General features: G+C 38.1%; 23 protein-coding genes. 18 read left to right on the top strand and 5 right to left on the bottom strand.

The window, feature by feature from the left end:
- Positions 1–14: 14 nt before the first annotated feature.
- The 4 genes from hutI to SAY88_RS11850 all read left to right on the top strand — a co-directional run bounded on the left by hutI (position 15) and on the right by SAY88_RS11850 (position 3,780).
- Positions 15–1,301 (top strand): imidazolonepropionase, encoded by a 1,287-nt coding sequence (hutI, locus tag SAY88_RS11835; RefSeq protein ID WP_332632052.1) that lies wholly within the window; start codon positions 15–17, stop codon positions 1,299–1,301.
- Positions 1,270–2,235: a formimidoylglutamase gene (gene hutG / locus SAY88_RS11840; protein WP_332632053.1), complete on the top strand. Its 966-nt coding sequence runs from the start codon at positions 1,270–1,272 to the stop codon at positions 2,233–2,235. The genes hutI and hutG overlap by 32 nt, the downstream gene beginning before the upstream one ends.
- Positions 2,228–3,535, top strand: coding sequence for a Na+/H+ antiporter family protein (locus tag SAY88_RS11845; RefSeq protein WP_332632054.1), 1,308 nt, complete (start codon positions 2,228–2,230; stop codon positions 3,533–3,535). Before hutG ends, SAY88_RS11845 begins: the two co-directional genes overlap by 8 nt.
- A 104-nt stretch (positions 3,536–3,639) precedes the next feature.
- Positions 3,640–3,780 carry a hypothetical protein gene (locus SAY88_RS11850; RefSeq protein WP_332632055.1) on the top strand — a complete coding sequence of 47 codons (141 nt, stop codon included), beginning with the start codon at positions 3,640–3,642 and terminating at the stop codon, positions 3,778–3,780.
- A 59-nt stretch (positions 3,781–3,839) separates the two neighbouring features.
- On the opposite strand, the gene SAY88_RS11855 is transcribed toward SAY88_RS11850, so the two are convergent.
- A complete protein-coding gene (locus SAY88_RS11855) occupies positions 3,840–4,058 on the bottom strand; it encodes a hypothetical protein (protein ID WP_250096259.1) in 219 nt (72 codons plus the stop codon).
- Positions 4,059–4,488: 430 nt separating this feature from the next.
- Between SAY88_RS11855 and SAY88_RS11860 the strand changes: the two genes are divergently transcribed.
- Both SAY88_RS11860 and SAY88_RS11865 read left to right on the top strand, forming a co-directional pair.
- The gene (locus SAY88_RS11860) at positions 4,489–5,232 is read left to right on the top strand and encodes an ABC transporter ATP-binding protein (RefSeq protein WP_431308865.1); all 744 of its coding nucleotides are present in this window, start codon (positions 4,489–4,491) and stop codon (positions 5,230–5,232) included.
- 1 nt (position 5,233) lies between these two features.
- Positions 5,234–6,865, top strand: a complete 1,632-nt coding sequence (locus SAY88_RS11865; RefSeq protein ID WP_332632057.1) for a hypothetical protein — start codon at positions 5,234–5,236, stop codon at positions 6,863–6,865.
- Between the two features lie 73 nt (positions 6,866–6,938).
- On the opposite strand, the gene SAY88_RS11870 is transcribed toward SAY88_RS11865, so the two are convergent.
- Positions 6,939–8,497 (bottom strand): IS3 family transposase gene (locus SAY88_RS11870; protein WP_332632058.1). Its coding sequence is split into 2 segments (ribosomal slippage): positions 6,939–7,855 and positions 7,855–8,497, totalling 1,560 coding nucleotides; the frame shifts between segments, so codons are not numbered across the junction.
- A gap of 204 nt (positions 8,498–8,701) precedes the next feature.
- On the opposite strand from SAY88_RS11870, the gene SAY88_RS11875 reads away from it, so the two are divergent.
- The 6 genes from SAY88_RS11875 to SAY88_RS11900 are packed head-to-tail and all read left to right on the top strand — an operon-like array spanning position 8,702 to position 11,765.
- Positions 8,702–9,196 (top strand): small multi-drug export protein, encoded by a 495-nt coding sequence (locus SAY88_RS11875; protein ID WP_332632059.1) that lies wholly within the window; start codon positions 8,702–8,704, stop codon positions 9,194–9,196.
- A 14-nt stretch (positions 9,197–9,210) separates the two neighbouring features.
- Positions 9,211–9,951: a hypothetical protein gene (locus SAY88_RS11880; RefSeq protein ID WP_332632060.1), complete on the top strand. Its 741-nt coding sequence runs from the start codon at positions 9,211–9,213 to the stop codon at positions 9,949–9,951.
- Positions 9,952–9,969: 18 nt separating this feature from the next.
- Positions 9,970–10,368, top strand: a complete 399-nt coding sequence (locus SAY88_RS11885) for a GntR family transcriptional regulator (RefSeq protein ID WP_332632061.1) — start codon at positions 9,970–9,972, stop codon at positions 10,366–10,368.
- Positions 10,365–11,243 (top strand): ABC transporter ATP-binding protein, encoded by an 879-nt coding sequence (locus SAY88_RS11890; protein ID WP_332632062.1) that lies wholly within the window; start codon positions 10,365–10,367, stop codon positions 11,241–11,243. The genes SAY88_RS11885 and SAY88_RS11890 overlap by 4 nt, the downstream gene beginning before the upstream one ends.
- Positions 11,244–11,281: 38 nt before the next feature.
- The gene (locus tag SAY88_RS11895; RefSeq protein WP_332632063.1) at positions 11,282–11,611 is read left to right on the top strand and encodes a hypothetical protein; all 330 of its coding nucleotides are present in this window, start codon (positions 11,282–11,284) and stop codon (positions 11,609–11,611) included.
- A 25-nt stretch (positions 11,612–11,636) separates the two neighbouring features.
- A complete protein-coding gene (locus tag SAY88_RS11900; RefSeq protein ID WP_332632064.1) occupies positions 11,637–11,765 on the top strand; it encodes a hypothetical protein in 129 nt (42 codons plus the stop codon).
- 56 nt (positions 11,766–11,821) lie between these two features.
- Here SAY88_RS11900 and SAY88_RS11905 read toward each other — a convergent pair whose 3' ends face one another.
- Positions 11,822–12,145, bottom strand: a complete 324-nt coding sequence (locus SAY88_RS11905) for a 2Fe-2S iron-sulfur cluster-binding protein (protein ID WP_250096267.1) — start codon at positions 12,143–12,145, stop codon at positions 11,822–11,824.
- Between the two features lie 386 nt (positions 12,146–12,531).
- On the opposite strand from SAY88_RS11905, the gene SAY88_RS11910 reads away from it, so the two are divergent.
- Positions 12,532–13,251, top strand: a complete 720-nt coding sequence (locus tag SAY88_RS11910) for a YebC/PmpR family DNA-binding transcriptional regulator (protein ID WP_332632065.1) — start codon at positions 12,532–12,534, stop codon at positions 13,249–13,251.
- 95 nt (positions 13,252–13,346) lie between these two features.
- Here the strand turns inward: SAY88_RS11910 and SAY88_RS11915 are convergent, their stop codons facing one another.
- Positions 13,347–13,496, bottom strand: a complete 150-nt coding sequence (locus SAY88_RS11915) for a hypothetical protein (RefSeq protein WP_332632066.1) — start codon at positions 13,494–13,496, stop codon at positions 13,347–13,349.
- Positions 13,497–13,675: 179 nt separating this feature from the next.
- Here SAY88_RS11915 and SAY88_RS11920 point away from each other — a divergent pair, with 179 nt between their 5' ends.
- Positions 13,676–13,816 carry a hypothetical protein gene (locus tag SAY88_RS11920; protein ID WP_332632067.1) on the top strand — a complete coding sequence of 47 codons (141 nt, stop codon included), beginning with the start codon at positions 13,676–13,678 and terminating at the stop codon, positions 13,814–13,816.
- 171 nt (positions 13,817–13,987) lie between these two features.
- Here the strand turns inward: SAY88_RS11920 and SAY88_RS11925 are convergent, their stop codons facing one another.
- The gene (locus SAY88_RS11925; RefSeq protein ID WP_332632068.1) at positions 13,988–14,308 is read right to left on the bottom strand and encodes a hypothetical protein; all 321 of its coding nucleotides are present in this window, start codon (positions 14,306–14,308) and stop codon (positions 13,988–13,990) included.
- Between the two features lie 150 nt (positions 14,309–14,458).
- On the opposite strand from SAY88_RS11925, the gene selB reads away from it, so the two are divergent.
- From selB to phnE, 4 genes are all read left to right on the top strand, one after another.
- Positions 14,459–16,372, top strand: a complete 1,914-nt coding sequence (gene selB, locus SAY88_RS11930; protein WP_332632069.1) for a selenocysteine-specific translation elongation factor — start codon at positions 14,459–14,461, stop codon at positions 16,370–16,372.
- Complete coding sequence (locus SAY88_RS11935) at positions 16,344–17,396, top strand: glycosyltransferase (RefSeq protein WP_332632070.1); 1,053 nt, start codon at positions 16,344–16,346, stop codon at positions 17,394–17,396. Before selB ends, SAY88_RS11935 begins: the two co-directional genes overlap by 29 nt.
- Positions 17,397–17,470: 74 nt before the next feature.
- A complete protein-coding gene (gene phnD, locus SAY88_RS11940) occupies positions 17,471–18,421 on the top strand; it encodes a phosphate/phosphite/phosphonate ABC transporter substrate-binding protein (RefSeq protein WP_332632071.1) in 951 nt (316 codons plus the stop codon).
- Between the two features lie 12 nt (positions 18,422–18,433).
- On the top strand, positions 18,434–19,195 hold the full coding sequence (gene phnE, locus SAY88_RS11945) for a phosphonate ABC transporter, permease protein PhnE (RefSeq protein WP_250096275.1): 762 nt from the start codon (positions 18,434–18,436) through the stop codon (positions 19,193–19,195).
- Positions 19,196–19,469: the final 274 nt, after the last annotated feature.

Raw genomic sequence — 19,469 nt, forward strand, 5'->3', positions numbered from 1 at the left:
AAGGAGGGGAACGTATGAAACAACATGTAGAGTTACTACTTATGAATATTGGTCAGTTACTCACGATGGAATCAATTGGTCCAAAAGCGGGGAAGGACATGAAAGAGCTAGTTATGCTTGAAGATGCTGTTGTCGGGATCACAAATGGCAAGGTGGCTTTTATTGGCGGGAGAGAGTCAGCAAAAACGATTCAAGCTGCTGAAGTTATTGATTGTCAAGGGAAGCTCGTATCACCTGGTTTGGTTGACCCGCATACTCATGTTGTGTTTGGAGGTTCGCGTGAACATGAAATGGCATTAAAACAGCAAGGAGTTCCTTATCTTGAGATCCTAAAACAAGGAGGAGGCATTCTTTCAACGGTTGAGCATACTCGCCAAGCGTCAGAAGAGCATTTATACGAAAAGGCATACTTTCACCTTGATCGGATGCTGGCACATGGAGTAACGACAGCTGAGGTGAAAAGCGGATATGGATTAGATGTAGAGACAGAGTTAAAGCAGCTGAAGGTGGCCAAACGCTTACAGCAAAATCACCCGGTCGACCTTGTTTCAACGTTTTTAGGAGCACATGCAATTCCTCATGAATACAAGGACGAACCTCAAGCCTTTTTAGATGAGATGGTCGGCATGCTTGATTTGATTAAAATTGAGGAGCTTGCTGAGTTTGTTGATATTTTTACAGAGACAGGTGTATTTACAGTAGAACAGTCTCGAGATTATTTGACGAGGGCGCAGGAAAAAGGGTTTGGTCTTAAAATTCACGCTGACGAAATTGATCCTTTAGGTGGAACTGAACTAGCGGCTGATTTAGGGGCAAGTTCTGCAGATCATCTCGTTGGTGCATCGGATGAGGGGATTAAAAAATTAGCTGAATCCAAAACAATAGCAGTACTGTTGCCAGGAACAACTTTTTATCTAGGAAAAGAAACATTTGCGCGCGCAAGAAAAATGATAGATGAAGGAGTGAGAGTAGCTCTAGCAACAGATTTTAATCCCGGTAGCTGCCCAACAGAAAATATTCAACTAATTATGACTTTTGCTGCATTAAAGCTGAAAATGTCTCCTGAAGAAATTTGGAATGCAATGACTGTCAATGCTGCTTATGCGATCGGGCGCGGTGAGCAAGCTGGCCAAATTGTTGTAGGACGCAAGGCAGATCTCGTCATCTGGGATGCTCCAAATTATGAATATCTTCCTTATCATTACGGAGTGAACCATGTTAATACCGTGATTAAAAATGGGCAAATCGTCTCAAGAAGGAGGGAGATCAGTGAAGCCATTTCCTTATCTCCAAAAAGCTAACACATCATTTACGGATCGTGAAGTAACAAAGATAGGCGATCTAATGAAAGAGTGGGATGGTGAAACGATCAGAGGGGTTGGGCTAATTGGAGCCCCCCTCTCTAAATCGTCGATTAGTCACTCTGGAGCCTGCTTTGCTCCAGGTACAATCCGAAAAGCATTGTCAGGATATTCAACCTATTCAATAGAGGAAAATATTGATTTAGCAAAGTGGATCATTCAAGACTTAGGTGATATTTCGATGCATGTGACTGATGTTCTTCAGTCTCAAAACCGCATCTATGAAACGGTTCAACAATTATTAAAGGAGCACTCATCATGGCTTCCCGTTGTGTTAGGAGGAGATAATTCTATTACTTATCCAAGCATAAAAGGATTTAAGGAAGCAAAAGGGGAAGTCGGTGTTCTTCAGTTTGATGCCCATCATGACGTCAGAAATTTGGAGGATGGGGGACCGAGTAATGGAACACCTTTTCGAAGTTTACTTGAAACAAAAACGATTAAGGGAACCAACTTGGTTCAAGTAGGCATTCGTGATTTCTCAAATAGTAAACCATATCATGATTATGTAAACAAGCATGGTGTAACTGTATATACGATGAAGGACGTACGTCAGTCGAGTATGAAAAAGTTGATGGAAGCATCGTTAAAAAAGCTTGAACAGTCAGTTGATTCAATTTATGTATCTGTTGATATGGATGTAATTGACCAAGCACAAGCGCCAGGTTGTCCAGCTATTGGACCTGGTGGCATGGATGCAGTTGATCTTTTTGAAGCGATCTCGTATTTAGGAGAACATCCAATAGTTAAAGGGCTAGAAATTGTAGAAGTAGATCCGACAGTAGACTTCCGTGATATGACGAGTAGGGTAGCGGCTCATGTCATCTTAAACTTTTTAAAGGGAAAACAAAGAGGAGGATTAACGTTTGATTAATGCTGTACTCATTTCCGTTATCGTAATGGTTGTTCTCAGTCTTCTTCGAGTAAATGTCGTATTGGCCATTCTTTTTGCTGCACTAACAGCTGGGGTAGCATCAGGACTCCCGGTAACAGGTACAGTTGATATGCTTGTATCAGGTATGGGAGGCCAAGCAAATACGGCTCTCAGTTACATTATACTAGGAGCATTTGCAGTAATGATCGGATATTCCGGTATTACTGGCTTCTTAGTACGGCATTTAATTAATGCGTTAAAAGGGAAAAAAGCATTTTTATTACTGGCAATTGCAGGGGTCGCTTGTTTATCTCAAAATGTCGTACCAGTCCATATTGCTTTTATTCCGATATTAATTCCACCACTTCTTCACTTATTTGATAAGATGAAGCTCGATCGCAGGGCTGTTGCTACTTCATTAACATTTGGTTTAAAGGCACCGTACATTATGATTCCAGCTGGATATGGGTTGATCTTTCACGGCATTATCACAGATGAAATGACATCAAATGGGATGCCGATTAATATCATGCAAATCCCGATGGCGATGTTCTTACCGGGACTTGGTATGTTCATAGGGTTGTTAATCGCTATTTTCATTACGTATCGGAAAGATCGAGTTGTAAATGCTGATTTAGATCACCATTCGGAAATTGCTGCAACTGTAGATGAAGGCTTAACGTTTTCTAGGAAGCATCTATTTACAATTGTCGCCATCATAGTGGCCCTTACTGTTCAAGTTCTTTTTAGCTCCTTAGTTTTAGGAGCGCTTACAGGTGTAGTCATTATGTTTGCATTACGAGTTGTGCCATTTAAAGAAGGAGATTGGGTCGTTAATGATGGCATAAAAATGATGGGAATGATTGCTTTTGTCATGTTAATTGCTTCTGGATATGCGACGGTTCTAAAAGATACCGGAGCAGTCGAAAGCTTAGTTGAATCAACGACCGGTTATCTTGGTGGGAGTATGTTCTTGGCTGCAGTAATTATGTTGTTCGTTGGAATGCTAATAACAATGGGAATTGGTTCATCATTTGGCACACTGCCGATATTAGCAGCATTGTTTGTCCCCATATGTGCGGCAATTGGGTTTTCTCCTTTAGCAACTGCAGCGTTAATCGGAACAGCCGGTGCGATTGGAGATGCAGGCTCTCCAGCTTCTGATAGTACTCTTGGACCGACAGCTGGATTAAATTCAGATGGGAAGCACAATCATATTTGGGATACATGTGTGCCGACCTTCTTGCACTTTAATATTCCATTGCTTATTTTCGGTTTGTTAGCTGCTATGATTCTTTAATATGATGGAGAAAGGGTGTGATCTTGTGATTGCACTCTTTTTGTTATATAAGCGGAGTGAAAAAAGAACTGATAGGGAAACTAAATACGAAAGGAGGGAATGGCATGACAAATATTATTGATGGTATGGATGCGGCTAGGTTTCAATCTGCCAATCATCCTGATGGAAAGAAACGTGAAAAGAAGCTTAAGGAAGAAGAGAAAAAAATGCCTACTGTTTTACGGAACTTAAAGAACGGATCATAAGGATGAATTGACTCGGGGTGTCTCAAAGGTCTATTTTTGAGACACCCCGATCATAAAATTTAGCTGTTAGAGCTATGAGAGTGAGTATGATTTACGCTACGCTGAATGCCGGAACTCGAATAACTTTGAACCATTTTTTGTAATTCTTTGTGTGCTTCTCTTAGTTCTAACGTTGCATCGATAATTTTTTGAAACCCTTCCAAATCTTTATCTGAAGCATTTAACAGCGATTTTGTCATGCCTTCGGCGATTTGTTGTAGGCTTAAGTCTCTGTTCACGAACAACGACCACCTTTCTTTTCATTTGTTGGTTTCTAACTTACTATTTTTTGATTAAGTAGGTATTTTCCTGCAAGAACTTCTCTACATATATCAGCAGATTGTCGTAAATGGTAACAAATAACGTGTGAATATCCTATATGTATCCAATTTGCGAATATGTGTTTTGGTCAAAGGCTTTTTGCGGGTTCATACATGTAATAGTTTACGATATTATTTTACAAAATGGAAGGCAGTCGTTGTTTTCTCACAATTATTTGAGGAAATTATAGTTTTTTTAATATATTTGTAATCTATCATTTCATTGAGTAAAGAAAGAGGATTACAAAATGGGTAATTGTGTTAAAATTGATAAATAATTCAATTTTAAAAAGTGGGTGGTCGTGTGGACGAAAAACAACAACCAATTTTATCACTCGAAGATGTAACGATGTCATTTAATAACAAAATGGTATTACGTGCAATAAATTTAAAAGTTTATAAAGGACAAATCATTGGGTACATAGGGCCGAATGGAGCTGGGAAAAGTACGACGGTGAAAATTATGCTTGGCCTCATTGAAGGTTATCATGGGAAAATTACGGTATTTGATAACGATATATCAGATGGAAAAGTAGATTATAAGAAAAAAATTGGCTATGTTCCGGAAACGGCCGAATTGTATGATAACTTAACAGCAAGTGAATATTTATCGTTCGTAGGAGAATTATACGGTGTTCCTCCTGAGAAAGTAGAGAGTAAAGCTAGACGGTTAATGGAGAAGTTCGGCTTAGAGGAAGTCTATCATTCAAGGCTGTCGTCTTTTTCAAAAGGAATGAGGCAAAAGGTATTGCTCATTTCAAGTCTATTACATAATCCTGATTTATTATTTCTTGATGAGCCGTTAAGTGGATTAGATGCCAATAGTGTCATGGTTGTCAAAGAAATTTTAGCAAAGCTAGCAGCAGAAGGAAAAACAATATTCTATTCTTCACATATTATGGAAGTGGTAGAGAAAATCAGTAATCGAATCATTCTCTTATCAGAAGGACAAATTATTGCAGATGGGAGCTTTGACGAATTAAAGAAACAAAATACAGAAGGGTCATTGGAACAAATCTTTAATCAATTAACTGGTTTCCATCAACATCAAGAAATTGCAGCAGACTTTGTCTCTGTCGTTCAAGAGGTGTAGGATGGAAAACTTTCAAACTCTTAAGCTACTAGATTATTTTAGAAAGCCAATTGAAAAATTGGGCGTAGATTACACCAGCATGAGGAAAATTTTACAAGTAAAATTAACGATGGATAAAAGAAGAGTTCCGACCATTTTTACTCAATCAAATACAAAGAAAGAAGGAAATCAATTTCTTAAGTCATTATGGCTGTATGCCTTATTTGGTCTTGCCAACATCCCTTTTATTCTTCTTGGTGATAATTATTTGTTTCAAATGAGCATTGTCTTTGGAATTGCGATGTTTATTATTATGACTTCGATGATTTCAGATTTTTCGTCAGTCCTGCTTGATGTTCGGGACAAAACGATTTTGCAAACAAAGCCTGTTGATCAGAAAACCATTAGTGCGTCAAAATTAGTACATGTTATCATTTACTTGTTCTTTTTAACTGGCTCAATTATGACTATTCCTTTGCTCGTTTCGTTATTTACAAAAGGAATTCTATTTTTTCTTGTTTTTCTAATTGAAATCATCTTTGTTAATTTATTGATCATTGTGATAACAGCCTTACTTTATTTGTTTATCTTACGCTTCTTTGATGGCGAGAAATTAATGGACCTCATTAATTACGTTCAAATCATGTTATCACTTGCTACAATCGTGGGGTATCAATTAGTGATTCGTTCCTTTGAGTTTATAAATGTTGATATTCACATTACTCTGAATTGGTGGCATTTTTTTCTTCCACCGCTGTGGTACGCAGCTCCATTTGAATGGGTATTAAATGGAAAGACAGATGTGTATATCATGATTTTTACGGTTTTAGCATTTTTAGTACCGATGATTTCCATTGCTCTCTACATTAAGTTAATGCCGGCATTTGAAAGAAATCTTCAAAAGCTAACGGCGCAAAGTACGGGTAAATCAAGTGGACGTAAAGAGAGTTTCATAGGAAAGTGGATTTGTCGTAACAATGAAGAAAGAACGTTTTTCCGATTTGCTAACCAGATGATGAAACAGGAAAGAGAGTTTAAATTGAAGGTATATCCTTCGTTAGGTCTCGCACTAGTCCTGCCTTTTTTGTTATTTTACAATGAGGTTCGCTTCCGTTCTCTGGAAGAAATTGCATCAAGTCAATATTATTTGGCGATCTATATTTGTCTGTTGATCGTTCCTACTATTATTATGATGCTGAAATATTCGGGAACGTATAAAGGGGCTTGGATCTTTCGAACTGCACCAATCCAACACCCAGCACCTATTTTAAAAGGAACCTTAAAAGCTTTTCTAGTTAAATTATTTCTTCCTGTATTTATTTTGCAAAGCTTGGTATTTGGATTTATTTTTTCAGCAGCGATCATTCCGAATTTAGTGGCTGTTTTATTAAGCTCTTTTGTGTATACGGTGTTGTGTTTTTTATCTTTAAAGAAGGCTTTGCCGTTTTCTGAATCTTTTAAAGCCGGCCAACAAGGTGAGGGCTTTACTATTTTTGTTTTACTGCTGTTAATTGGACCTCTCATTGGACTCCATTATGTAAGTTCAATGGTTTCTTTTGGGGTTTATTTTTATATCGCTGTTTTGTTACTTGCTAACTATTTTCTGTGGAGCGATCGTACTTTTCAAAGAGTAAAGATACGCTTTAATGATTAAGTTAAAAATGAGGAGAGACGGGTGCTTTTGAACTGCCCCCTGTCAAGTAGACAGTGGAAATAATAAAAATGATTTAAGCGGCTTTGGCTCTAAATTCCATAGGGCTAAGGCCGTTTAATCTTTTTTGGTATCTTTCATGATTATAAAAATGTATGTACTCATCTATCGCCGTACAAAGTTCCTCGAATGTCTTATATTTATGTAAATAATACTTCTCACATTTCAGTGTCCCAAAAAAAGACTCCATTGGTCCATTATCAATACACCGACCCACTCGTGACATGCTTTGTGTCATCTCTGCCGTATCTATCTTACGTTTGAACCCTTTTGACGTGTATTGAAATCCACGATCACTATGGATAAGAGGGTGTTCTCCATTCAATAGTACTGTCGCTTGGTCAAGCGTCTTGAATACAAGTTGATTATTATTGGAATGCCCTAGAACATAACTTACAATGGATCCATCATAAAGATCACGAATCGCACTTAAATAGGCCTTTTTTGATAGGCAGTACTTACATTCTGTGACGTCGGTTACCCATTTTTCATTTGGTTTCTCGGCTGTAAATTCACGATTTAATATATTGTCTGCTACATGTTGAGGTGTCGAGCGTTTATATTGCTTCTTCTTAACACGAATGACAGAGCGTAATCTAGCCACTTTCATTAACCGATAGATTCTTTTATGATTAAGATTCTCCTTGAACTTTCTATTCATGTGAAGGGTCATTTGACGATAACCCAATATGCCATCAACTTTCTCATGGAGAATTTTCATCTCTTTGATGATTTCTTTATTCAGTATTTCCCTGGATGTAGGAGTACGATTTATCCACTTATAGTATGCAGCTCGTGCAATACCGGCAATTTCACAAAGTAAACTAATGCTTAAATTCTCTTTTACATGAAGCTCCTGAATAGCGATATATTTATCCTCAAATCGGATTTGGCTTAATTTCGCCTCCTTTCGATCTCCTCTAACTTTTTTAAGAACAAATTTTCCGCACGTAACCGTTCATTTTCTCTTTCTAACCTTTTCATTTGAAGGTTGATTTTCTCTTCTGGAGTTAGCTTAGCTTCTTCTTTCTTATGACCACGTTTATCTTTTAGCGCTTCATCTCCGCCATCTTCGTACTTCTTAACCCATTGATAGACTTGTTGGTAAGAAACATTATAAGTATTAGCTGCTTCTTGATAATCGTTTCCGTTCCTTAAGCAATCAAGTACAATTTGTCTTCGTTCTTCCCAAGTCGTTTTTCTTCCCTTAGTCATAGAGTTCGCCCTTCCTTGTGACGTATCTTTTAATTCACTATGACTATTATACTTTTTAATCCACTTTAGGAGGACCGAATGACTTGATATTTCATACTTTCTGACAACCTCAAGTAAAGAGTATTTACCAGACAAAGAATCACTAACAGCTAAAAGTTTTATATCCTTCGTGTACTTCTTCCAAGTTGACGATTCTTTAAGACCTTCAGAACCAAATGTATCAAAACTATATTTCCATTTCCTAATTGTAGATTTACTAACTTTATACTGTTTAACGATCTCTGCTAAAGTAAATGAACCATCTTCCCATGCTTGTAAAACTTCAAGTTTAAACTTCGGAGTATAGGCTCTTTTTGACATAAAAAATACTCCCCCTTTAGTAGTCAGATTTTTATTTTTTAATCTGTCTACCTTTAGGGGAGCATATCATTTTGATGAGCAAGCGTCTCTTTTTTTATTTGAACAAAGCACTAGTTTCTAAATTGCCTCCTTTTCATGCACAAATTACGATGTTATAGTGTATATATAGATATACACAGTATAACAGTGAGGAGTTGGAAAGGTATGAGTTTTATTGAATTATTATGGGCATATATTTTAGTCTTTATTTTGTCTGCTGTTCCTTTTCTTGAAGGGTATGCAGTGGTTCCTCTTGCTATTATTGCTGGCCTAGCGACAGTACCAGCTGTCATTTTAGGGTTAATTGGAAACATTGTAACGGTCTTTCTAGTCGTCGTTTTTGTCGATAAAATTAAAGCTTGGCGCAAGAAGAAAAAGGGTGAAGAGGAAGGTCAGCTGGATAGCAAGCGCTCCATTCGGGCACAAAAAATTTGGAACAAATATGGTTTGCCTGGATTATCAATCATTGGCCCTTTATTTGTAGGAAGTCATGTAACGGCATTTATGAGTGTATCTTTAGGAGCGACAAAAAAGAAAGCCTTTGTTTGGATGACGGCTAGTATTACGATTTGGACGGTTGTATTTGTCATCTTGGCTCATTTAGGAATTGATTTGTTAGGTCATCAGGATGGCGGAGTATCGAATCGGTTCTTTAATTAAGGGAGGAATGGAGTATGTTAAATCAAGCATTTTGGCTTGTGAAAAAAGATTTAAGATACAATTGGAGAGGGGTTGTATTTACAATCATTGCAGTTGTCTTCTTTGGTTTTTTTACAACCATTTTTCTAGAACAAGCAGCTAGAGCTTTGTTTGGTGATGGTGTAATGTATTATAACCATGTCGTCCTTGATATCTTCTTTGTTGCGATCCTGCCTTCATTAGCAGCCATTTTCATGTCAGGTCCGTATTTATCATTTCAAACGATTAAAGACGATCCATTTACAAAAAGAATGGCTTTTTTAAGAACATTGCCGATTCCGGTTGAGTTATTAGCTTTAAGCCGAACTTTGTTAATGCTTATCACTTTATTTATGATGTCTCTTGCTTTTTATGGAACGATTGTGACTCAGCTACCTGATCGTTTTTATTCCTATGTAACATTGAATGAACTATTCATATTTATCCTTGTCTGGTTTGGATATTCTTTGGCACTTGGTGGAATGAACCCATTTATCGAATACGGAACAAACGGAAAAATATTGCATCTCTTGCCATTTTTGTGGATTGCTATAATGATTGGTTTATTCGTTGGCTTTCGTTTAGTCGTTGGTCATAGCATTGTTGAATTTAGTCTTCTATTAGTGAAGGATTACGGCTGGATTATTGCTATTATTTCAATTGCTATAGGTGTCGTTGGATGTTATTTATGGCATAAATTGCTTACGTATCGTTTGGGAAAAAGAGATTATTTGTAATGGAAGGGAGGAAGGCCGATGAAGCTACCGATACGAGTTTCTGAAGAAAGCAGAGAACCTATTTATCATCAAATTGAAACACAAGTGAAATCACTCATTGTTGGCGGACAGCTTCCACCAGGTACACCGCTTCCTTCCATTCGGGTCCTGTCCAATGATTTACAATGTAGTGTGATTACAACGAGACGGGCTTATCAAAATTTAGAAAGCAATGGATTTATTAAGACTGTCCAGGGTAAAGGAACCTTCGTAAAAGAGATTGAAACAATCAAAATGGAAGAAACAAAGCAAAAAGTCGTCATTGATGCTTTTGTGAGAGCGGTTGAACAGGCTGAGCAAGTTGGGTGTTCAAGTGAGGATATCCGGCGAATTTTTAAGGAAGTAATGGAAAACAAGAGGAACGGGGGAGGATTATGACCAGCTCTTTATTAACGACAAACGAATTAACCAAAAAATACAAGAAATTCACACTAGGGCCAATTGATTTAAAAGTCGAGACAGGAACAGCAGTTGCCATTGTAGGGGCAAATGGATCCGGGAAAAGTACATTCTTTCGATTGCTTATGAATTTGATTCAACCCAATAGTGGTTCTGTGCATGTGTTTAATCAGACATTTGGAGAAAATGAGGCGGAAATAAAGAAAAAAATCGGTTATGCTGGAGAATTACTAGAGCCATTCGGTCATTTGACGATCCGTGAGCTTGCTAACTTCGTTTCTTTTTGGTATCCAAACTGGGACCAAAGATACTTTCGTTATCTTATAAAACGGTATCAGATTGATGATAGTAATAAGTATGCTAAGTGTTCAAAAGGAATGAAAAAGAAAGTAGAGTTTATCCTCTCGCTCACTCATCATCCAACTTTGCTTATTTTAGATGAACCATCAGCTGGCGTAGATATTATTTCCCAAAAGAAGATGAAAGAGGATCTGATTCAATTTATGGAGGGCGTTAACAGGAGTTTAATACTAGCAACTCACTCCATAGATGAGGTAAAATCAATTTGTGATTGGATAACCGTTTTTCATGAAGGGAAAATCATACAGGCTTTCGATAAAGATGAGATTTTTGAAAAATGGGGAAGAATATGGGTATCGGAGGTAACGGATGAAATTCGTGAACATCCAAATGTAATCGAAGTTAGCTCTAGCCCATTACAAATTGTTACAAATGATTTACGAAAACTTGAAAATGATTTAAAAAATGAACATATACAAATAACACATGTGCAAAGATTAACTCTAGAGGAAGGGCTTGAGTATTTAATAGGTACTGAATTAACTGCAGATTAATTGATGAGTAGGTATAAAAACCTTGATAGGTGATGACGATGGCTTATAAAAGAACCGTTTTGCTCGGCATATTGCTTTCTATAATCTTAAGTTCGTACAACTTTTCATACAATCAATTGATGTTTGACGGTGATTACCAATTTTTTGAAACAATTGAAATTACAATTAGTGAAGGCGGGATTAATCCGCCTTCTTTTCAATCGGTAATTACTAGACTTGGAAAGAGCCGCTTGATAGAAGGTAGTATAAACCTTTCGAACTACATTACGCAATTATTTCAATCGCCAATACCTTCAGAGAAACGGATTTTTAATTTAATGACGGTGAAATTTCAAAGCACGTTTTTCTCTTCGTTGATTGGAAGTTAAATCAACGAAAAAAGAGGTGAAACACGTGCTGAAGAAAAAGGTCATTCATCCTGATTTAAAAGAACCGATTGGCGGCTTATTTGTAGGGATTGTTATGATGCTTATCGTATTTTTGTTTGCCCATTTTGTATTTGGGTTAGAATTTTTTTCATGAAAAGGATAAGGGGTGCTCAAAGGTCTGTTTCTGACCTTTTGAGCACCCCCTTTTTATTAGTCTTGAGGACGAGTCCCAGGTTCCATACCCGAATCAGATGCCGTCATAATTGGTTTAACGGTTAGATCTGATTGAACTCGAATTTGACAGGAAAGGCGAATGTTCTCTTCTCTAAATCCTTTAGCATCGAGAATTTTTGCTTCTGCCTCCTCAACTGGACCAGCATCTCCTTCGAGAATTTCAACACGACAGGTTGTACATCTTGCGTTTCCACCACAACGATGCAGAATATCAACATCGTTATCTTCTAAAGCAAGTACTAACTTTGTCCCTTCCTCAACTTGGAAACCTTCTTTTCCTTCTACTTGAATCTTTGGCATACTATTTCCTCCTAAAGATTGTGTCTTTAATGAAAACATTACCATAAATAAAATTAAATGTGTAATTTGTCTAATTGCAGTGTTATACCTGATCAAGATTGCTATAGACTATAAGAGCGTGTTCAAAAAGACGGCAATGGCTCCACACGCTACACGCCTCTAGGAGAACCCCACTTCTAGAGGCTCAAAACCTTGTAGCGGTTCCGCTTATTGCTTAGAGTTTGTTCAAAAAGGGAAAAAACCCTTTTTGAACAAACTCTATAAGATAAAGCTCGATAGAATTTACATATTTATAGTATAATGAATGTTGGTGAATAATGGATTAGTTCAAAATCAATTGGACTAATAATGCAACAATATAGATATAGTGAAAGTGAGTGTTCATAATGGGGCGTAAGTGGAACAATATCAAAGAAAAAAAAGCGTCAAAGGATGCAAATACGAGCCGTATATATGCAAAGTTTGGACGTGAAATTTATGTAGTTGCTAAGCAAGGTGAACCTGATCCAGAATCAAACCGAGCGTTAAAAGTTGTACTTGAGCGTGCAAAAACGTACAGTGTTCCAAAAGCAATTATTGATCGTGCTATTGAAAAAGCTAAAGGCGGTTCAGAAGAAAATTACGACGAGCTGCGTTATGAGGGGTTTGGACCAAACGGATCAATGGTCATTGTGGATGCTTTGACAAACAATGTTAACCGCACAGCGGCAGAAGTACGTTCTGCTTTTAAAAAGAATGGTGGAAACATGGGAGTTAGTGGTTCTGTGTCATTTATGTTTGATGCGACGGCCGTCATTGGTCTTGAAGGTAAATCAGAAGAGGAAGTACTTGAATTATTGCTCGAGGCAGATGTCGACGTTCGTGATATTATTGCAGAGGACGATTCGATTATTGTGTACGCGGAACCAGATCAATTCCATGAGGTTCAAGAAGCTTGTAAAAATGCAGGAATAGAGGATTTTACAGTTGCGGAACTAACAATGCTTGCCCAAAATGATGTATCGCTTCCAACTGATGCGAAGGAACAATTTGAAAAATTAATTGACGCATTAGAGGATTTAGAAGATGTTCAGCAAGTGTATCATAATGTAGATTTAGGAGAGTAATTTTTCAGCAGGCCTTTTAGGGTCTGCTTTTTTTACATATAAAGCCAACAAGAGGATGTACTCTTGTTGGCTTTATACGTGCTAAAAGTGAGAACTTAATCTCGACTAGATCTTTCGTTAAGTACATCTTTTTGAAATTTTCTCAAGCGTTTCATTGTTAATCGCCAGTCACGCTGTTCACGCTTTTTCTTCCTTCTGAGCATAATTTTCAGCTCTTTTTTCCGAGAGTCTTCATGATTCATCACCAAACACACTCCTTTCTTTGTAGTAGCGAGCGACTACGAAAGATACGTATGTCGAATATTGCCTGGACTATGCCTTGTAATTTGCATTTTCTTGGATGAGATGACATATATATTGCGTTTTACTTCCTTGCTTATTGTGTACCATATAAGCAATCTCTTTTGCAGGAGGATTGTAGAAAATGGAAGAAAATTGTTTTTATTGTGGTGAGGAAGTAAATGATCGTTTTAGCCATGGATTGTTTATCCATCAAAACGAGCATGTCGACAAAACCCTTTGTCAAGATTGTTACAAAGAGTGGCTTGAAGGGATAAAGGAGTAAATAAGTAAGCCTGAACTAAAGAGTTCAGGTCTTATTTTAGTGGTTTTGGCGAGTAAAGTTACGGAGCGGTGAGTACAGTAGTAGTTACGTATAATAAAGTGACAGTTGTGGCGAGTAAATTTGAAGTTCCGGTGAGTAAAACCTAAAGAGCATGTAAATGAAAAATAATACTCATAAATTTCCGTGGTTTCCCGGTTCTGTGATATCGAGGTCAATGTAGTCTTTTTGATCATTTTGTTGCTCAATTCGCGGTTCGAGAACATTTGAGATGAAAGAATAGGTACTATCGATATCAGTCAAGGTTTTTTCCGTGAATACTTCCTTTGTATCTGGATCAAACACTTCAGCTGTAAAGTTCCGTTCTTCTTCGTTATAGTAAAGCTTTACTCCATCTCCAAATTCCTCGGGAGGTCTTGTCAGTACAAAGATTTCATACTCGTTTGGATTAGCTGTTAAGTTTTCAATTTTTTGCAGAATCTCTATTTTGTCCATCGATTATCTCCTTTATTGTGTGATTGGTTGTAGCTTGTACCTTTTCTAAAAGTAGCATTCATAAGCAGTCTTTTCTTTGTTTCCTGTAAACGTATATAGTATGATAAAACACGATAGAAATTGGTCATAGTAGAGAGGGATTAGGTTGTTATGAATCATTATACGGTTGGAATGGCTGGTCATATTGACCATGGGAAGACAACGTTAACAAAAGCTTTAACGAATATAGATACAGATCGTTTAAAGGAAGAAAAAGAGCGAAGTATCTCAATTGAGTTAGGTTATGCTCCTTTAAAATTAAACGACGAAATGGAAGTGTCTCTTATTGATGTACCGGGGCACGAACGCTTTATTAGACAAATGATTGCGGGAGTAGCTGGAATAGATTTGGTGATGCTAGTAGTAGCTGCGGATGAAGGGATTATGCCTCAAACGCGTGAACATATTGATATTTTGCGCTTGCTCGGAATAGAAAAGGGGATTATTGTTGTAACAAAAATTGAGAATGTTGATGAAGAGATGAGAGAGATCGTGGAACTGGATATACGGGAAGCGATAGAAGGTACTTTTTTAGAAAAAAGTCAGTTCTTTTTCGTGGATAGTCTTCGTTCTGTTGGGATTGAAGAGTTAAAGAAAGGAATAGTAATTGAACTGGAAGGAAGGACAAGTCGTGATGCAAGTGGCGCGTTTCGCTTACCTATTGATCAAGTCTTTACAATTCATGGACAAGGAACCGTTGTAAGAGGCACTGTCTATGAAGGGATCGTGAACGAAGGGGATGTGCTAGATTTATTACCAAAGCGGATTCCAGTTCGAGCTAGACAATTACAAGTACATCATCAAGCTCGAAAAAGTGGACGAGCTGGGCAACGTGTGGCTGTTAATGTCGGCGGTATTTCAAAGGATGAGATTAAACGAGGCGATGTCCTAGTTGCAAGTGGACATTATGAGACAACTCATACGATTGATGTTGGATTCACAACAGTTGCAAAGCTAATGTATCCTCTAAAACAAAGAGGAGCAATCAAACTACATATTGGTACGGCTGAAGTATACGGTAAGATTGTCTTTTTTGATCGGAATGAATTAGCAGAAGGTAATGAAACAATAATGTGTCAAATTCGTTTGGATGAGCCAATTGTTACAAGAAGAGGCGATCGGTTTATTTTGCGACGGCCGACACCGATGGAAACGATTGGTGGAGGAACTGTAATTGACCCTCATGGAGCGAAATATCGCTTCGGTGAAGAGACGGTTCAAATGCTTGAACAAAAAATGGGCGCAACACCTATTGAGCGATTGCAACAACTTCTGTTAGATAAAAAATTGCTACCGATAAAAGATGCTAGTAAAGAAATGAATATGACAGAAGATGAAATGAAAGAACTGGTTGAGCAAGAGGAAAAGACATCTCAACTACCGACTGGGGAGATTACGAGTGAGAAAGTCATTCAGTCATTACGGGAAGCTTTTCAAATTGAGCTGGAGCGTTATCATAATGAATTTCCGTTCCGTGCTGGGGTTAAGAAAGCCGAAATAGTTCAAAGTTATACTCATACGTATCCTAAGCGATTATTGGATTGGTTGCTTGATGAAGGACATAAGCAAGGTTGGTTTGTCATTCAAGGGCCATTTGCAGCACTATTTACCCATACTCCTCACGCGCCGCGACAGTGGGAGAAACGGGTGGAGCATGTATTAACGGCAATTAAAAATGAAGGGCTTCAAGTAACACCAACTTCTGATCATTTAACAGCTCAACAAATTCCGAAAGAACTACATGAAGAAGTGACTCATTATTTTTACCAACAAGAAATTCTTTATCAACTTGATGAGAAATTATCAATTCATAGAGTGCCTTTTAGAGAGGCGGTTGCTAAACTACGAGAAGAGACAGATGACGTTTTTGCTTTAAAAGAAGCCAAAGAATCAACTGGGTTATCACGTAAGTACTTAGTCCCCTTTTTAGAAAAGCTTGATAAGCTCGGTTTAACGATTAGACATGATCAAGAACGGAAATGGAGGGTGACTGAAGTTGAAAATTGGCTCGGTGACAAATCCTAAAATCATTCTATTTACTCCGTATTTCAAACAAAATCGTGGAAATTCCACAACGGCAAGACGTTTCGTAAAAGGATTGAAGCTGTGGGGTGTAAGTGTTCGAGTCTTTGCTTATGAAGAAGAGGAGTGGAATTCAGATTGGGATTCTTTCTTCTTGGAGGCAGATATATATCATGTAATTCATTTGAAACGGTTTTCCCAATGGTTAAAAAAGTATCCACATCTGCATTTCAGTAAACCCTATATATTAACCTCTGGTGGAACGGATATTAATGAGGATTTAAAGGACCCAGATGCTGTTAAATTAATGGTATCAGTAGCAGATGAGTCTTGTGGAATTACTGTTTTCAGTGAAGATGGAAAGAATAAGATTATTCAGACGTATCCGGACTTAGCTGATCGCATTTATGTTATTCCACAAAGTGTAGATTTTCCAAAGGATGGGACGAAGGAATCAACCCCTGATATTCTTTCTGGATATCCTAAGTTTTTGCTGCCAGCAGGGTTACGGCCAGTGAAGGACGTCCTCTATGTAGCAGGTGAGTTAAAGAGGTTGCGTTATACTTGGCCAGAACTGACCTTTACAATTATTGGTCCTGTTCTAGATGAAGATGTATATCAAAAAGTACTGGAATTTGAAAAAGGGCATGTGTGGTTTCGTTATATAAAAGAAGTTCCGCTTGAACAAATGAAAGCTATTTATCAATCTTGTGATTTTGTTCTAAATACATCTATCTCAGAAGGGCAGTCCTCTGCAGTACTTGAAGCGATGGCTTTAGGCAAGCCTGTTATAGCAAGGTTGAATTCAGGAAATGCAAGTGTCATTTCTGATGGAGAAACAGGGGTGTTGTTTGAGTCGCCTGAACAATTCAACCTCAAAGTACAAGAATTGCTTACTTCTGAAGGAAAGCAAAAAAGAATGATTAAAAATGCAATCTTGTATATTAAAGAGCAGCATTCATTGGAAAAAGAGATGGGTCGATTTTTAGAAGTGTACGAGCATTGTTTAGCAAACGCTTATGTGTAAGGGTTATTTCTTTACAAGATCGACTTTAAAATGGTAAATTCCTTCAGTAGATTAATTAAAAAGGTGGAGAAAAGATGAAGAAATGGATGATGACATTAGGGATGGCACTTGCCTTAACTGCATGTGGAGCCGCAGACGATCCTGATGAAGTAGTACAATCTCCGACGGTTGATGAACATGGAGAAGAGGCGCCAGCAACTGAAAATGACGATAGTGTGTTTGAAATTGCTGTAATCCCTTCACAGTCAATGGGAGAAATGCAAACAGGACTTGATAATTTAGAAGCTCATTTAACAGAGCGTCTAGGGAGAGAAGTTGTTGTGGAACAATACCCGAATTATAACGCTGTTGTTGAAGCGATTAATTATAACCATATTGACTTGGCTTTCTTAGGTCCGTTAACATATTTAATTGCTCATGAGCAAAGCGGAGCGCAAGCGATCATTACACAGGAAGTAGATGGAAGTCCCTATTACTTTTCATACATTATTACGCATAACGATCGTGAGTGGGATGATCTAGATGATATGTTGGAGAAACGTGCGGATGTTGATTTTGCGTTTGCAAGTATCTCTTCCACATCAGGTCACTTAATTCCGGGCCTTCACCTACGTCAGCTTGGTTTTTATGAAAGTGAAGACGATCATGAATTTAAGCAAATTCAATTTGCTGGATCCCATGATATCGTAACAACTCTTGTCCAAGATCAAACGGTTGATGCTGGGGCAGTCGACAGTGCGATCTTAGAAGCATTAATGAAAGAGGATGACCAAAACGGTGGTACAATGCGTGAAGACATTAAGGTTATCTGGCAATCGGAAGAACTTTATCAGTACCCTTGGGTTGTCCCAGCTGATATGAGTGATGAATTAATTGCAAAAGTACAAGAAGCTTTTTATGAAATTGCTGATGAAGAAATCCTACGAATTTTCGGTGGTGCGACACGCTTTGTTGAAGCAGATGACAGTCAGTATGCAGATGTGTTAGAAGCAGCTCGTGAATTCGAAATGCTTTCATTAGATTAGGAGCCTACTACGATGGTTTGGTTTCGTAGGCGCTACCTCATATATCTTATCTTGATTATCGTTGCTCTTTGGTGGAGCATGGATATGACAGGGTTTGAATGGAGAAAGCTTACGCAAATCGGAAATATTTATCACATGGTGACCACTCGTTTTTTTCCGATTGAGTGGTCCCTTTTTCCGAGAATGGCGTATCACAGTCTTGTCACTTTAGCTATTGCTTTTTTAGGAACATTTTTAGCACTGATTGTAGCTTTGCCACTTAGCTTTTTGGCTGCCAAAAACACGAGTGGGTCTGTAGGGATGTATAGTACTATCCGTGGTGCTTTAAGTGCACTAAGATCTATTCCGGAGATTGTATTTGGTCTAATCTTTGTTTCAGCCTTTGGGCTTGGACCATTTGCGGCTGTATTAGCAATTATTTTGCATAATATCGGTGTTTTAGGGAAATTAATTTCTGAATTGATTGAAGCGGCAGATTCCGGACCTCAAGAAGCGATGCGTTCTGTAGGTGCTACAAAGTGGGTTGGACATTTATTTTCAATTTTGCCGCAAATATGGCCGAATGTATTGTCTCAATATTTTTATCGGTTTGAAGTAGCAATTCGGACGTCTCTCATCCTTGGTTTCATCGGAGGGGGAGGAATCGGTCAGCAGCTCTTTAATCATTTCCAAAGCTTCTACTATACAGCAGTAGCTCTAGATATCGTACTCATTATGATTATGGTTATCATAGTGGATTTCATCGGCGGTCGAATAAGAGCTAGGGTTATATAGAGTTCATTCAAAAAGGCGATCTTCCTTTTTGAATGAACTCGTAGCGATGAGCGGAGCCGTTGCCAATGTTTTAAGGCTGTTAGGAGTGGGTTTCTCCTAACAGGCGTGCAACGAGAGGAGCCATCGCAGCATGTTCGCACAGTTACGTACAATGGCGAATATCCTTATAGAGCTGAAGAACAGTAAAGCCATTCAAAAAAAAGGCGATCTTCCTTTTTGAATGAACTCGTAGCGATGAGCGGAGCCGTTGCCAATGTTTTAAGGCTGTTAGGAG

This window comes from Halalkalibacter flavus (assembly GCF_036663575.1).
Lineage (GTDB): Bacteria > Bacillota > Bacilli > Bacillales > Bacillaceae_D > Halalkalibacter > Halalkalibacter flavus.

Bases quoted from the DNA above. Each gene is read 5' to 3' on its own strand.
- hutI (WP_332632052.1), top strand. From the start codon at position 15: ATGAAACAACATGTAGAGTTACTACTTATGAATATTGGTCAGTTACTC.
- SAY88_RS11850 (WP_332632055.1), top strand. From the start codon at position 3,640: ATGACAAATATTATTGATGGTATGGATGCGGCTAGGTTTCAATCTGCC.
- SAY88_RS11860 (WP_431308865.1), top strand. From the start codon at position 4,489: ATGTCATTTAATAACAAAATGGTATTACGTGCAATAAATTTAAAAGTT.
- SAY88_RS11865 (WP_332632057.1), top strand. From the start codon at position 5,234: ATGGAAAACTTTCAAACTCTTAAGCTACTAGATTATTTTAGAAAGCCA.
- SAY88_RS11875 (WP_332632059.1), top strand. From the start codon at position 8,702: ATGAGTTTTATTGAATTATTATGGGCATATATTTTAGTCTTTATTTTG.
- SAY88_RS11880 (WP_332632060.1), top strand. From the start codon at position 9,211: ATGTTAAATCAAGCATTTTGGCTTGTGAAAAAAGATTTAAGATACAAT.
- SAY88_RS11885 (WP_332632061.1), top strand. From the start codon at position 9,970: ATGAAGCTACCGATACGAGTTTCTGAAGAAAGCAGAGAACCTATTTAT.
- SAY88_RS11890 (WP_332632062.1), top strand. From the start codon at position 10,365: ATGACCAGCTCTTTATTAACGACAAACGAATTAACCAAAAAATACAAG.
- SAY88_RS11895 (WP_332632063.1), top strand. From the start codon at position 11,282: ATGGCTTATAAAAGAACCGTTTTGCTCGGCATATTGCTTTCTATAATC.
- SAY88_RS11905 (WP_250096267.1), bottom strand. From the start codon at position 12,145: ATGCCAAAGATTCAAGTAGAAGGAAAAGAAGGTTTCCAAGTTGAGGAA.
- SAY88_RS11910 (WP_332632065.1), top strand. From the start codon at position 12,532: ATGGGGCGTAAGTGGAACAATATCAAAGAAAAAAAAGCGTCAAAGGAT.
- SAY88_RS11920 (WP_332632067.1), top strand. From the start codon at position 13,676: ATGGAAGAAAATTGTTTTTATTGTGGTGAGGAAGTAAATGATCGTTTT.
- SAY88_RS11925 (WP_332632068.1), bottom strand. From the start codon at position 14,308: ATGGACAAAATAGAGATTCTGCAAAAAATTGAAAACTTAACAGCTAAT.
- selB (WP_332632069.1), top strand. From the start codon at position 14,459: ATGAATCATTATACGGTTGGAATGGCTGGTCATATTGACCATGGGAAG.
- phnD (WP_332632071.1), top strand. From the start codon at position 17,471: ATGAAGAAATGGATGATGACATTAGGGATGGCACTTGCCTTAACTGCA.
- phnE (WP_250096275.1), top strand. From the start codon at position 18,434: ATGGTTTGGTTTCGTAGGCGCTACCTCATATATCTTATCTTGATTATC.